Here is a 13,621-nt window from a genome sequence, read left to right on the forward strand (position 1 = left end):
TGCAATCTGTCCGAAAATAATGTATATTTTGGAATAGATGTTATTAATTGTAATCTTTAAGAGGAGTTGAGAATCATTGGATTCAAGTGACGCGATACAGCTCGTAATCCTGCTATTATTGCTTATGCTGTCCGCATTCTTTTCATCGGCAGAGACAGCGCTTACCACTGTCAACAAAATCCGCATCCGTACTCTGGCCGAGGAGGGCGATAAACGGGCGGTCCGGGTGTTAAAAATAACGGAAGATTCCGGTAAGATGCTGAGTGCCGTTTTAATCGGAAATAACATTGTCAATCTTTCCGCGTCTTCCATGGCTACATTATTAGCCACCAGGCTATGGGGAAACGCCGGCGCAGGACTGGCGACGGGTATTCTGACCCTGCTAATCCTGGTATTTGGCGAGATCTCCCCGAAGACTCTGGCAACGATCTTCGCCGAGAATCTGTCCCTGGCCTATTCCGGAGTCATTTATCTGCTGATGAAACTGCTGACACCGGTTATTTTTATTGTTAACAGACTGGCGCTGGGATTTTTGCTGTTATTACGGATCGATCCCAATTCCAGGAATAATACGATGACGGAGACAGAGCTGCGCACCATTGTGGATGTCAGCCATGAGGACGGCGTAATTGAGACGGAAGAACACCAGATGATCCACAATGTATTTGATTTCGGAGATTCATTCGCGAAAGATGTCATGATTCCCAGGATCGATGTTACCGCTGTCGATGTAAACAGCACATATAAGGAAATTATCGATACCTTCCGGGAGGACTTGTACACCCGATTACCGGTCTACGAGGAAAATACGGATGATGTGATCGGAATTTTGAATGTGAAGGATCTTCTGCTCTGTGACAAGGAACATTTCCATATCCGGGAATTATTGAGGGAACCCTATTATACCTATGAATATAAGAAAACTTCTGAGCTGCTGCTGGAAATGCGGAATTCGTCCAAAAACGTAACCATCGTTCTGGACGAATACGGGGCCACGGCAGGCCTGATCACGCTGGAAGATCTGCTGGAGGAAATCGTTGGGGAAATCCGGGATGAATACGATATGGACGAGGAGGACGCGCTGCAGATGATCAGCGATACGGAATATGTGGTAGACGGTCATATGAAGCTGGATGATCTGGAAGACGTACTGCATCTGGGCCTGGATTCTGAGGATTATGACTCCATCGGCGGCTTTATCATCGAACAGCTGGATCATCTCCCCAAGACAGGTGAATCGGTCAGCACAGAGAACGGGATCCGCCTGTGTGTCGATGCCGTGGACAAAAACCGGATCGATAAAGTACACATCTATCTTCCTGCACCTGAGGATACCGATGCTATGAATGAATAATCAGAGCAAATAGGATTTTTTCTTATTGTATAAGATAGCGGCGTTTCACTTTATCAGTGAATCGCCGCTATCTTAAAAGTATACTTAAATTTTGTCAAAAATCGTTGCTCAACAGTAAATCAGCAGCCTGCATGGTGATGGTCATGCCCATGGTGTCCCTCTACTTCGATCCCCTCTCCGGCCAGCCTCAGGATATCCGCCACTTCGTTTTCCGGCATATTCAGATAAGCCGCTAATTCTTCTACCGTGACTTTGCGTTCCAGTTCTTCTGTCAGATTGCTGACCCCCTGACTGATCAGGTTTACTTTGGTAACTACGGTATCATTCGCGCTTTTGAAAAGTTCCTGCTCTTCCAACGCTTCCTGCATGGAACCGCGTATTGCCGCGCACACCTGCTCTTCCCAGTCGGCGGCCCCTAAATCCAGCGATTCCAGGGAAACCATCAACGCGATGTTCCCCTCCTGTACCAGGTCATTCAACAGCACACCCTGAGTGGCATATTCCATGGCTGTCTCAAAGACAGTGTTCAGATATAACTCCGTAAGCCTGCCCTTTGCCAGCGTATCTCCCTGAGCCAGTTTGGCAAAGAGTGCCTGCTTTTCCCCGGGTTTTTCCGGTTGTATTGAGTCCAGGTCCTCCCGGTACGAGCGGCAGAAATTTTCCTCCTCTTCACTTAACCGCAATGTGGTTTGCCTATCTTCCGATGTCATTATCCTTTACCTCACTTCATCTTACAAAAGTTTATTATGAATTCTTTACAGCATCCCATAATACATGCCCTGCGGGCGGGCCCGCAGTATTCGCTGTTCAATAATCTATAGGATACCACACTGCTATTTTTCTGACAAGAAGTTATCTGGTCTGTGGATGAAAAACATCCAGTCTTCTGTCGTCGGCGGCCCCTTTACCGTTACACTTGTGTGATCTGGAAGTTCCTTCTTAAGTCTCCCGCTTTCGTCTTTCATGCTCTTTATTATCCTTCTGCATATTTTCTCCAGTTCCTCTGCTTCCATTTGAAGAAAAGATAACCGGAAAGTCCGGTCTTCTATTTCCACCCAGACACTGATTTTGCTTTCCCCCGGGGCCGCACCAGCCATCAGTACGGACAGCCGCATATCCCATAGTAAATCCACGCAGCCGCATCCCAGACTTTCTTCGAAGATACGCTGTGTCAAGATCCCCAGCTTATCCAGATAGTCCGGCTGCTCGCTTTCCCTGAAAAAAAGAGCGTTAATATCCTGAGCGGCAATATCAAACATTTCTTTTCCTTGGTGGTCATGGTGCCTTGGGTTACAGCGGCAGAGCAATTTTTCCAATCCGTCTGTCCCGAATTTCAGGCGGTACTGATAAAGCAGAATTTCAAAACGGTCCAATACCGTTAAATCCGCCGGATCATGAAACAAAATAAGATTATCGATCGCGTCCGATCTGATTTGATAATCATCTAAAAGAATCTTCCTTATGAATTCCCTGATCAGATTTTTTGCCTGTGTATTTCCACCCCCGCATTCCCTTAGCGCCATACGAAGCATTATCTTAAAGTCTTCCGTCATCTTATTCTTCAAATCTTCAGGATTCCCATCCTCACTTTTTGTTACCAGAAACTCATGAATTCTATGGCTAATCCCCTCCTTCAGCATCTCCATATTCATAACATCCTGATTCGTACGTATCTGATTACTCAATAATACCTGCCTTTCTCAATACCATCTGGGTAGTTTTTAAAACTTCCTCCATAAAAAGATCATTTCTGCAGTTTTGACCGCCACCACGGTTATTGAGTAAAAATCCCAGAACATTGCGTTCAGACAACGCTTTTTCAAATTCCGGATTACAGGGAACTACGCCAAACTGATCCCGGCCGACCCTGTAAATATTATGTATATAGCTGGCGTTACAATTGGAATCCTTATCATAGTGATCCCATACATACAGATATTTGTGCGAATAAATCTGTCTACATTTAAAAAACCAGTCCAGGGCATTGTTGTTTTGCCAAAGATTTACAATGATGACATCTGCCGCCTGGAAGATCCGCTCAAGCCTGTTATCCTGTCCGGATCCGGCATCCAAAAATACCAGACCTACCCTTTCTTCAATCTGTCTAAGACCCTGTAAACAGATGTCCGGACGAACGAATCTGCCAATTTTCTCCCTGTCTGTCGTCTTTTTTTCAAATTCAGCGGCAATGCCAGGATAGAAAATCCTGTCTTTCCACACGGACTTCAAAAGAACCTCTTTTGTAAGTCCCGCCGGATCTGCCTGGTCTTTCTGAATCAGGCATACCTTTTTTCCAAAGCGGATGGCTGCCAGCATCCCGATGCACAACATATTATCACCTGCTGGTATATCCGGAACCGGACTCCAGAAAACAATGATCAAACAGCTCTCCCCTCCTTCGCGGCGCGATAGGCATACATAATATCCATCCAGCTTCGCGCTGTGATATTCTGCGCCATGCGCATAATCGTCTTCTCCATACCGGCTGATATCTCATGGAATTCCCGGCATGTCTCATACTGCATTTGTATCCGATATTCATAATCTAATATGTCCTGATCAATCATATACAGATTCCTTATTTTTGTTTTCTCCTGTTCAAAGAAATGCCTTACACGTTCATCTTGTATTTGATGCGCACACATATCTCTGATAACAAGATTTACCGGATTCTGCAATTTCTGCAAAAGGTATCTGCACTTTTCCATATTCATTACCTGTGGATCCGTCACCAGATAGATCTCATCATATCCGGTCTGCTGCCCAGGGCTCCACTTTCCCAGGTCCTCAAACACATAGTCATATCCCGAAATATCAACGTGATCCAAGGGCATCTGAAAACCATATTCCACACCTTGCAGTACAAAACTCTGACCGGGCAGTTCCGGCATGGGAATACAATATTTCAGCTGCTGCTCCGCAGAGTTATCCACAGTTAACACCCGATGTCCCAAATGATGGATCACACGTCCGAGATAAATACACATATCATGTTTTTGAACACCAAGAAAGCCTATTTTCTTTGTAATAAGCACAAAAATCCCCCCTCTACTAATTTTATTCCACTTTGCCCAACAGACAGCACGGATGGAACCCGGCCGGTATACCGGTCGGCAGCAAAATAGAAGCTCTTCTGACTGCACAGAATCACCTTGTTATAGCAGAACCCTGGTCTTCATATTAAGTTTGCATTGGGAATCATTGAAAGACTTTAGCAAGACACTTTAGATGTAACTATCATATACAATTTTTGTTGTTTTGTAAATACATTTCACGAAATTTGTCAAAAAAATTAGTCGACAGTTGCTTTTCGACACCATCGACTAATTTCGACAATCACAATCACAGCGTAATCAGCGTGCTGTATCCCGCATTGCGAAGTCTGTTTTCCATCTTAACTGCATTATCCAGCTGTGAAAATGCGCCCACCTGGACGATATAGTTTTCTCCCTCCTGAATCATAAAGGCAGGATATCCTTCCATCTGCAGCCGGTCCAGCAGATTCTCCGCATTGTTCCGGTTCTGGAAAATACCAACCTGCACCCGGTAATACCTGGGCACCGAAATCTCCTCGGGCGGAAGTGTCTGTAATATCCCATCGGCAATGGCCTGCGCCAGCCGGTCAAACTGGGCATCAAAAATCGCATTGTCTTTATCGTTATTAATAAACCCGGCTTCCACCAGCAGAGACGGCATCTGTGTGCTGTTCAGCACGATCAGATTCGGCCGCTCACTGACCCCTATGTTCCGAAATCCCAGCTGACTCAGCTCCCGGTTAATATTCCGGGCCATCTGCGCCTTTATCCCTGTGTCGTCATAGACCAGCGTCTCAATCCCCTCATATTGATTCGGGTTGGGGCTGGAATTGCGATGTATGGAGACAAAAAAATCCGCCCCCACCTGGTTCGCAATCCGCGCCTTCTGACCCGGACTTTGGGTAATATCCTCTGTCCTTGTATATACCACATCTACACCGTGATCTTCCAGGATTTTTCCTACGGCCAGGGCAAGATTCAGCGCATCCGTTTTTTCCTGCCTGCCTTGGTAGGTTGCCCCGGGGTTGCTGCCGCCATGTCCGGCATCAATTACGACTTTCGCCAATCTGCTTTCCTCCCATATATCTATACTCATATAGTCTAGTTTATGCTGGGAAGCGGGGTTTGGTGAATAAATGGGGGGATTTGACTGGGGGCCGGGCTTTCAGGGCCGGGGGGTGCCTTTGGGCGCCGGGCGGCAAATCTCGCGGAGCCAAATCACTTCGGCCGGACCTAAGAACGGCTAACTCCAAAGGTGGGAGAACCTCTTATTGGCAGGGCCTGGAACACTGTTCGAGCCGCTCTTTGGCGAGTTTGTTCCAGGTCCTGCTAATAAGAAGTTCTCCTGTTTGCAGAGTTAGCCGTTCTTAGGTCCGGCCGAAGTGATTTGGTCCCACGAGATTTGCCGCCCGGTTCCGATCGGGCCCCCCTTTCCCTCTCATCCCGGCCCTTAGTAACTTATAAATCCATGAATGCCCAAAGAAAACGCGGTCTTTCGCCTACCAGGTCAGCGTTACCTTAAACAGATCCCCGTCGATATCGATCGTAAAGCTGCCGTTCTGGAGCTCTACAAAGCTTTTTGCGATCGCAAGTCCGAGTCCGCTGCCCTCTGTGTTTCGGGACAGGTCTCCCCGCACGAAACGTTCGGTGATCTCTTCCGGGTCGAAATTCAATTCGGTGGCAGAGACGTTTTTCATTGTGATCTGTACATGTTCACCGGCTTTTTTGACGTCGATGTATACTCGGCTGTTCGGCATGGAGTATTTTAAAATGTTGTTGATCAGGTTTTCAAAGACACGGTAGGTCTTTTGGGAATCCAGGCCCAGGATTACCTTTTCTTCCGGCAGATTCCAGCGGAAGTCCAGGGTGGAGGATTGGATCTTTTCTTCGAGTTCGAATTTTACCTGCTTTAATAAGTTGACAATGTCTACCTCTATGATGTTCAGAGTTACATTTTTGGTCGTCGCTTTGCTGACCTCGAAGAGGTCTTCAATCAAAACCTTCAGGCGCTGGGATTTCTTATCCAGAGTGTTGATATAGGACTGGCGCTCTTCCGGTGTTATATTTTCATCTTTCAGCAGATCGACATAAGTGATGATGGCGGTCAAAGGAGTCTTCAGGTCGTGGGAGACATTCGTGATGAGCTCTGTCTTCATGTTCTGGCTTTTGACCTCTTCGTCCACCGCTTTTTTGAAGCCTGACTGGATCTTCTGCAGTTCTCCTTTAAAGGGATTGAATAAGCCTAAGTCCTCGTTGATCTCTATGTCCAGATTGCCTTCCGCCAGCTGGTTCGTGGCCTGGAGCAGCGTCTTGTACTGATCTCTTAACCTGCTGAAATATTTGCGCAGGGAGACAAACAGGATAACCGAATAGACGATAACTCCGAAGATTCCGAAGAACCACATACAGCAGATGATCGTTACCACTACAAAGTTAATCAATACGATCTTCCAGATCGTCTTGTTCATGTGTTCCGTCAGATCCACGTCTGCCACAAAGGCAAAGAATCGTTTCGTCTGTCTTTTGATAAACGGGAAGATCCTGTAAATAAAGCTGCGTTCCTTAATATAGCGCCGCAATCCCAGTGTAAACAGCGGCTGTAAGATGGTGACGGACCAGTACCAGAGAGCGAATGCCGCTGCCCATCCAAGGATATTATAGGCATAGGGTATCCCTTCACTTAAGCTGTACGCGAATCCGGCATCTGAAAGAGCGGCCTGCGCGTATCCCATATTGACGTCGATCATCATACTGATCAGACCGGTATAAAGGTTTAATACAATGCAAATACCGATGATTCCAAATTCCATGGGCACACGGAATATCTTTTCATTTCCCACTCCCAGCTTCTTTATCCGCGGCAGCAGGATGGCAATTGCCCCGATGACCGCCAGCACGATCAGCATCAGCCAGCCGTAACCGATATTGTTGTAAATCGAGTACTGCTGCCACCACTGATTATTGTTATCCGCACTGTATATCATCGGTAACTTAATTGCGTATACGACCTGCATATTTTTCGGAGACGCCAATTCGATTCCCGATCCGCTGTCCCCATAAAAATTAGAATATGCATTTTCATGGCGTTTTTCCTGGATCTCCCGATAAGTGCTTTCCCGGTCGATTTCATGAGTCCCGAGTACGGAAATATCGCCGTTTTCATCAAAATCCAGAATAATATAGCCGTCGTACAATTCTTTTATTTTCTCTATATCCACCGTGGAGCCGGTCAACAGCTTAGACAGATCATTTACTGTGTTTGTCTCCGTATTCTTTGACAGTTTGTCGACCGCATAGTAATCCACCGTATCCATCAGTCCTACCAGACTGCTGCGGTATTCCTCCAGCATCTCGTTGATCCGGGACCGGACGGAGGCGTATTCCTCTGTAGAGCTTCCATAATAATCCGTCAGATTCGGCACAAACAGGTCCACCGCTGAATCCACGTTTCCCTGTTTTTTCTGCAGATCCAGGTACAGTACGTAACTGCTGTTATAGAGCCGGTCGATATAGTCATATCCCACATAATCTTCCGCCGAGTACGTCTCTTCATAATCATCCCGATGCGTTTCCTGATACCGGTTTGCCTGTGATTTTGCCACCGGATACAGGGCTACGATCGCGATCGCCGGGATCAGGATCGTCAGGATGATCAGTATAATTCCTAATTTATGATTGTTTTTCAATTTTGTATCCAACACCCCACACCACCTTTAAATATTTGGGTTCCTTAGGGTTGATTTCGATTTTTTCACGGATATTACGCACATGGACCATAATGGTATCGGTATTGATTGCCCGTTCATTCCACACGCGTTCATAGATTTCTTCCGCCGAAAACACCCGTCCGGGATTCTTCATTAACAGTTGCAATATTTTAAATTCAATCGGAGTCGTCTTAATCGCCACTCCATCCACGGTAACTTCCACCGTATCCTCGTTCAGTTCCAATCCTCCGATTGTATATACATGCTCACTTGGTTCCTGCTTTGTACCGCCCAGAGCTTCCAGGTATTTCGAATAGCGGCGCAGGTGGGAATTTACACGGGCCAGCAGCTCCAGCGGTGTGAACGGTTTTGTTACGTAATCATCCGCTCCCATGTTAAGCCCCATGATCTTATCCACTTCTTCCGACTTTGCGGACAGCATGATCACCGGAAAATCATGGATCTGACGCAGTTTCATGACCATCGTCACACCGTCCATTCTCGGCATCATGATGTCTACGATCGCCAGATGTATCTCATGATTCTCAATCACTTCCAGGCCTTCCACTCCATCGGCTGCCTTATATACCTCATAGCCCTGGCTTTTCAGATAGATTTCGATTCCATCGCGGATTTCCTGATCATCTTCCACTATCAATACGTGATATGCGTCCATTTTTTCCTTAACCTCCAGCTGTTCCATAGCGAATTTTGTTTCATTCGCCATTATAACACGCTTTTGGCGTTCTGCAAAGAACCGGCCGCACAGACATTTAAGAGGTCTTCTTTTGTATCCACTTGAGCGTTTCCTTCTTCTGCCGTAATTTCTCTCGGAACTAACCGCTCCCTGACATATTCCCTATATTCTCCGAATTCTTTCAGATCCTGTTTTGTAATCATTCCAAAATCGTCCATTGTAACTGTAATGCTGGTAAACGGAAGCGGTATCACGTAATGGTCCCAGCGCTTTGTCAGACGAATCGCACGGGAAGGCACGATCCTGATTCCGATAAAATTCTTCTGTCCATTCTCCGCCAGCATAAATGCCAGCTTCTTGGGTTCGCAGCGGGGCCCTAAAGGTCCGTCCAGGGAAACCGCCATAATGGTATTAGGCTTTTCACTCTCCCTCATCAGGTCTTTCAAAAAAGGCTTCATCCGGAATCCATCCGGCATTCTCAAAGTCCCGGCCCCGAATTTCTTGATCTGATGTTCAATATAGTCTCCCCGTTCATCAGCCGTTACGATTACTTCTATATCCGCCTCCTGCTTCGCAAAATTTTTCAAAACCAAATTCATCAAAAAACTGTCTCCGTGCCAAAAACCAATGATATGCCCAAAGCTTACACAGCTCTCATTGACAAACCGGACCCGGCAGGTGCGTTCGATCAGTTTCAGATAAGAGCCAAACAGATGATTTAAAATTTTATGTTTAATCGTTTGCCATTGCATGACGATACCCCCTTCTCATATTGCAGGCGATCGCATCCTGGTATCCTGCCTCCGCCCGGCGGGCAATATTTGTATTCAAATATTCCCATGCAGTTTCTTGTGCGCCCTGCGACAGCTGGGTATAAAGCACCGGATTTTCCAAAGCCCGGCAGATTCTATCCACCATCTCTTCCCTGTTTTCCGAAACCATATATCCATTCCTTCCATTCTTAACCACATCCACCACTCCGGAAGCTTTTACTGCAATTACGGGAACTTGGGCCGCCATCGCTTCCAGCAGCACGATTCCCTGCGTCTCGGATTTGGAAGCAAACAGGAATAAATCACATGCCTTACAGTAATATTTGATCTGATCATTGGGGATATTCCCCAGTAATAGTACCTGATCCATAAGCCCCAGCTCACCGATCCGTTTCTGCAGGTGTTCCCGTTCCGGCCCGTCTCCCATAACCAGCAGGCGGAACTGGCTGCCAAACCGTTTTTTCAGATCATACATGGTATCCATCAGGAAATCCAGATTCTTTTCTTTCGCCAGTCTCGCGATGGTGCAGAACACGTAAGGTTTTCCGCCACCCAGCTTATTTCGCAGTCCCCGGCTGATTTTCTCATCATTGTCAAAATAGGACCGGTTAAGTCCTGTCGGCAGGACCTGGACCTTTGTGTCCGTCCCCTGTTCCAGCAGATAATCCTGCATCATAGGCGTCGGTGCGAATACCAGATCACACTGGTTGGCGAACCATTTGGTATAACCAGGCATAACCACCTGTGTACTGTAATAAAACACTTTCTCTTCCACTTTTCTCAGGCTTTCGAACCGTTCCTGCCGGTAGCGCTGCATCAGTTTCCCGTAGGGCTTCAGGTAATGCAGGTACTGTTCATATCTGGTGTGATAAGTAAACGTCACGGGTATTTTGTATTTTTTCCCGAGATAAAGGGCCGTATATCCGATCAGCATGGGATGATGCACATGGATCACATCAAACTGCAGCAGCCGGAACTGATCCTCAATCTCCCGGTCAAAGATATTGGGAATATGCATGCCGCCGTCCATTTGCTTTTTGCAGGACTTATAGCGGATCACATAGGGCTCTTCCTCCTGATTTTCATAAGACGGAGCAAAAATATACACCACATGCCCCAGCTCTCTCAAGCCCTGGGCCAGACGTTCGATCGAAATAGGGACTCCCCCGATAAAAGGTTTATAATTGTTTGTCAGCATCGCTATTCTCATGTTTTCCTCCTTACATGCGTTCTCCCGCACATATAGGGATGGGTGAACATCTTATGTTCAGCCTCGAATCCCCCCCTTATGATAAAATCTTAAATACAGCGTCACCCATAAGATAACCGGCGCCTACGAAAAAGAAGTTCCATACAAATACTCCCAGCAGGGAAGCCACCGTATATTTCACAAAATCCATTTTCAGTACTCCGGCCGGAATAGAGATCAAAGTCCGGACCATCGGAAGCAGCTTACTGATAAATACTCCAATACTGCCCTTTCGTCTCAACATATCAAAATTCTTATGAATCGCTTCTTCATGCTTTGGGAACTTCTTCAGAAATTTACCTAAAAAGAAATCTCCTCCCAGTCTCCCCAAACCATACAGGATCCAGCTTCCGACTAATCCCGCCGACACCGTCAGAAGGATCGTCATCACGAAACTGATTCCCCCTCCCTTGGCCCACACACCTGCCAGCGGCATAATAATCCCGGCCGGAAATCCCGGCATATTCATATATTCCAGCAGAACGATCACAAATATCGCTATCGCTCCATACTGCACAAAGTACTGCGTAAACATTTCCATTCCCATCCGTATTTCCTCCTCATAATTCCAATCAGGCTCTCTCTTTGTGATGTACCTATCATAAAATGAGAATCTAAAATGCTCGCACATAAAAATCCAAAGAATTTCTAAAGCATTTCTTTAAAAATTCGGAGATTTATTTAAACAGGCCAGATGGGAGGGGACTGGCACCTTTCGGCAGTAAAGCTAAAACTTCAAGTAACTGCGTAGAGAAAGGGGCCTGTCCCAGGATGCCGGTCTATTCGAAAAAAAGCGCCTGTCCCCGGATGTGAGACTGCTCCAGTCAACATCCGGGGACAGGCCCCTTTCTCTGCGTCGTTACTTTGAAGTTTTAGCTTTACTGCCGAAAGGTGCCAGTCCCCTCCCATCCGGCCTCTTAACGATTCTCACTCCCCCCACAGCTATGTCCAGCCACAGTCAGGTCTTTTTTCAAACAAATCATATCCTCACAAAGCACCCCATCCTCATAGACAGGTTCCGGGTAATGCTGTGTGAAAAAACCAGCCAGCGTGCGATCATACTGAAACCCCAGCTGCTGATAGAAGGAAACCCCCTTTTCACTGGTGCCCACATACATGGTTTCGTAGAGTAGCTGGTACATGTAAAAGAGATAGAGCATCATGGCGGTCGCGTTTCCCTGATGCTGGTGTGATTCGGCTACCGCCAGATTCTTCAGCTCGCATTCGGTGTCGGACAGACGGACGACTACGGCCACACAGATCGTTTCGCCCTGCTCCTCCATCAGATACAGGTCCCCTGCGTCCAGGTATTTATCGATCATGTTCTCATCCGGGTCTGCCAGAAGGAGCAGGGGCAGGTAGTCTTTTTTATTTTTTTCGGCTTTTGTAATGTGTATCATCTTGTTTTGCGCAGCCGCTGCATCCGCTGCAGTTGCCGCAGCATCCTCCATTCTTATGATTTTTATAGATTTTATATGAGGCCAGGATCACTGCCGCTATGAGGATCGCGCCTATAATGATATCAGTCATACGAATTTCCTTTCTGACGGGGACTGGGCGTTAACCTGATCGGCTTTACGGAATAAGATATAGCCGGCCACGAACATCAGCACCAGAAGGAATACTCCTGTTTTTGAGCTGCCTGAGATTTGGGTGGAGATTCCCATCATCATGGTGCCGATAAAGGCAGCGCCTTTCCCGAAAATGTCGTAGAGGCCAAAGTATTCGCCCGCCTGTTCTTCCGGTATGATTTTGGCGAAGTAGGACCGGGACAGTGCCTGGATAGCGCCCTGGAATACTGCCACGCAGACAGCCAGGAACCAAAATTCCCAGGCTTTATCTAACTGAAGGGCAAAGAGCGCGATCCCGGTATAGCCGAGAATGCCTACTTTAATCAGGGATGTAGTCTTATATTTCTTCGAGAGTTTCCCAAATAAGATGGAGCAGGGGAATGCTACGACCTGGGTCAGAAGCAGGGCCAGCAGTAAGCTGTTATCCCCGATTCCCACATCTTTGCCATAGGATGTGGCCATCTCAATAATGGTGTAGACGCCGTCAATATAAAACAGGAAAGCCAGCAGGAATAAGAAGATGCCCTTTTCCTTCCGGATGTTTTTCAGCATTTTGACGATCCGGGCAAAGCTTTCTTTAAACGGATGGCTCTGTACTTCCACATAATATTTCTGTCTGTAATTTTTTAACAGCGGAATGGTGATCCCAAACCACCACACGGCATTTAATAAAAAGGCGATCATCGTGGCGGTGGCAGCAGAGATCCCGATGGGCTTTGCGAACAGCACAAACAGCAGGCTGATGATGAACGGGATACAGCTGCCGATATAACCCCAGGCATAGCCCTGGGAGGATACTTCATCCATACGCTCTTTTGTAGTGATATCTGTCAGCATGGAATCGTAGAAAATCAGGCTGGAATTATATCCCACCTTGGCGATCACGAATATCCCCAGAAACATAAGCCAGGGCACCGGCAGCGCCAGAGCCGCACATCCCAGTACTCCGATAATGAGGAACAGGGTAAACAATGGTTTTTTATATCCCTTGGTGTCTGACATGCTTCCTAGGATCGGCCCTAATAATGCTACGATTAGGGTTGATATAGAAGTTGCGTAACCGAAATAAGCGGTGGAGTGAGCCAATGATACGCCCTCCGCCAGTGCGATATTTTTATAATAGATCGGAATGATCGTCGTAACCAACATTATAAATGCGGAATTTCCCACATCATACAGAATCCACTGTTTTTCCATTCTTGTCAGCTTTTGCTTATCCACTAACTTTCCTCCTC

Annotated in this window: 14 protein-coding genes; 1 reads left to right on the top strand and 13 read right to left on the bottom strand. The window is 46.8% G+C overall.

The genetic code is table 11. The annotated features are described in order from the left end of the window. Positions 1-76: 76 nt before the first annotated feature. Positions 77-1,354 carry an HlyC/CorC family transporter gene (locus KTH90_RS22705; RefSeq protein WP_158352264.1) on the top strand — a complete coding sequence of 426 codons (1,278 nt, stop codon included), beginning with the start codon at positions 77-79 and terminating at the stop codon, positions 1,352-1,354. A 119-nt stretch (positions 1,355-1,473) separates the two neighbouring features. Here KTH90_RS22705 and KTH90_RS22710 read toward each other — a convergent pair whose 3' ends face one another. The 13 genes from KTH90_RS22710 to KTH90_RS22770 all read right to left on the bottom strand — a co-directional run bounded on the left by KTH90_RS22710 (position 1,474) and on the right by KTH90_RS22770 (position 13,607). Beyond that, complete coding sequence (locus KTH90_RS22710; protein WP_158352265.1) at positions 1,474-2,064, bottom strand: sigma-70 domain-containing protein; 591 nt, start codon at positions 2,062-2,064, stop codon at positions 1,474-1,476. Between the two features lie 123 nt (positions 2,065-2,187). After that, positions 2,188-3,039: a hypothetical protein gene (locus KTH90_RS22715; RefSeq protein WP_158352266.1), complete on the bottom strand. Its 852-nt coding sequence runs from the start codon at positions 3,037-3,039 to the stop codon at positions 2,188-2,190. After that, a complete protein-coding gene (locus tag KTH90_RS22720; RefSeq protein WP_158352267.1) occupies positions 3,032-3,736 on the bottom strand; it encodes a hypothetical protein in 705 nt (234 codons plus the stop codon). Before KTH90_RS22720 ends, KTH90_RS22715 begins: the two co-directional genes overlap by 8 nt. Beyond that, positions 3,733-4,389, bottom strand: a complete 657-nt coding sequence (locus tag KTH90_RS22725) for a hypothetical protein (RefSeq protein ID WP_158352268.1) — start codon at positions 4,387-4,389, stop codon at positions 3,733-3,735. Before KTH90_RS22725 ends, KTH90_RS22720 begins: the two co-directional genes overlap by 4 nt. Before the next feature lie 307 nt (positions 4,390-4,696). Then, positions 4,697-5,485 (bottom strand): N-acetylmuramoyl-L-alanine amidase, encoded by a 789-nt coding sequence (locus tag KTH90_RS22730; protein WP_158352269.1) that lies wholly within the window; start codon positions 5,483-5,485, stop codon positions 4,697-4,699. Positions 5,486-5,888: 403 nt separating this feature from the next. Continuing rightward, complete coding sequence (locus KTH90_RS22735; protein ID WP_158352270.1) at positions 5,889-8,090, bottom strand: histidine kinase dimerization/phospho-acceptor domain-containing protein; 2,202 nt, start codon at positions 8,088-8,090, stop codon at positions 5,889-5,891. Then, on the bottom strand, positions 8,059-8,772 hold the full coding sequence (locus KTH90_RS22740) for a response regulator transcription factor (RefSeq protein ID WP_158352326.1): 714 nt from the start codon (positions 8,770-8,772) through the stop codon (positions 8,059-8,061). The genes KTH90_RS22735 and KTH90_RS22740 overlap by 32 nt, the downstream gene beginning before the upstream one ends. A gap of 50 nt (positions 8,773-8,822) precedes the next feature. Continuing rightward, a complete protein-coding gene (locus tag KTH90_RS22745) occupies positions 8,823-9,545 on the bottom strand; it encodes a lysophospholipid acyltransferase family protein (RefSeq protein WP_158352271.1) in 723 nt (240 codons plus the stop codon). Further along, positions 9,526-10,776, bottom strand: a complete 1,251-nt coding sequence (locus KTH90_RS22750; protein ID WP_158352272.1) for a glycosyltransferase — start codon at positions 10,774-10,776, stop codon at positions 9,526-9,528. Before KTH90_RS22750 ends, KTH90_RS22745 begins: the two co-directional genes overlap by 20 nt. Positions 10,777-10,852: 76 nt before the next feature. Beyond that, on the bottom strand, positions 10,853-11,362 hold the full coding sequence (locus KTH90_RS22755; RefSeq protein WP_158352273.1) for a DedA family protein: 510 nt from the start codon (positions 11,360-11,362) through the stop codon (positions 10,853-10,855). Positions 11,363-11,732: 370 nt separating this feature from the next. Beyond that, the gene (locus tag KTH90_RS22760; protein ID WP_238727518.1) at positions 11,733-12,137 is read right to left on the bottom strand and encodes a GNAT family N-acetyltransferase; all 405 of its coding nucleotides are present in this window, start codon (positions 12,135-12,137) and stop codon (positions 11,733-11,735) included. Between the two features lie 46 nt (positions 12,138-12,183). Then, positions 12,184-12,345: a FeoB-associated Cys-rich membrane protein gene (locus tag KTH90_RS22765; RefSeq protein WP_158352275.1), complete on the bottom strand. Its 162-nt coding sequence runs from the start codon at positions 12,343-12,345 to the stop codon at positions 12,184-12,186. Then, positions 12,342-13,607, bottom strand: a complete 1,266-nt coding sequence (locus KTH90_RS22770; protein WP_158352276.1) for an MFS transporter — start codon at positions 13,605-13,607, stop codon at positions 12,342-12,344. The genes KTH90_RS22765 and KTH90_RS22770 overlap by 4 nt, the downstream gene beginning before the upstream one ends. Positions 13,608-13,621: the final 14 nt, after the last annotated feature.

It is taken from the genome of Diplocloster modestus, assembly GCF_019042245.1.
In the GTDB taxonomy this organism is placed as follows: domain Bacteria; phylum Bacillota; class Clostridia; order Lachnospirales; family Lachnospiraceae; genus Diplocloster; species Diplocloster modestus.

Coding starts and splice junctions, on each gene's coding strand:
- KTH90_RS22710 (WP_158352265.1), bottom strand. CDS start 2,064: ATGACATCGGAAGATAGGCAAACCACATTGCGGTTAAGTGAAGAGGAG.
- KTH90_RS22730 (WP_158352269.1), bottom strand. CDS start 5,485: ATGAGTATAGATATATGGGAGGAAAGCAGATTGGCGAAAGTCGTAATT.
- KTH90_RS22740 (WP_158352326.1), bottom strand. CDS start 8,772: ATGGACGCATATCACGTATTGATAGTGGAAGATGATCAGGAAATCCGC.
- KTH90_RS22745 (WP_158352271.1), bottom strand. CDS start 9,545: ATGCAATGGCAAACGATTAAACATAAAATTTTAAATCATCTGTTTGGC.
- KTH90_RS22750 (WP_158352272.1), bottom strand. CDS start 10,776: ATGAGAATAGCGATGCTGACAAACAATTATAAACCTTTTATCGGGGGA.
- KTH90_RS22755 (WP_158352273.1), bottom strand. CDS start 11,362: ATGGGAATGGAAATGTTTACGCAGTACTTTGTGCAGTATGGAGCGATA.
- KTH90_RS22760 (WP_238727518.1), bottom strand. CDS start 12,137: ATGATCGATAAATACCTGGACGCAGGGGACCTGTATCTGATGGAGGAG.
- KTH90_RS22765 (WP_158352275.1), bottom strand. CDS start 12,345: ATGACTGATATCATTATAGGCGCGATCCTCATAGCGGCAGTGATCCTG.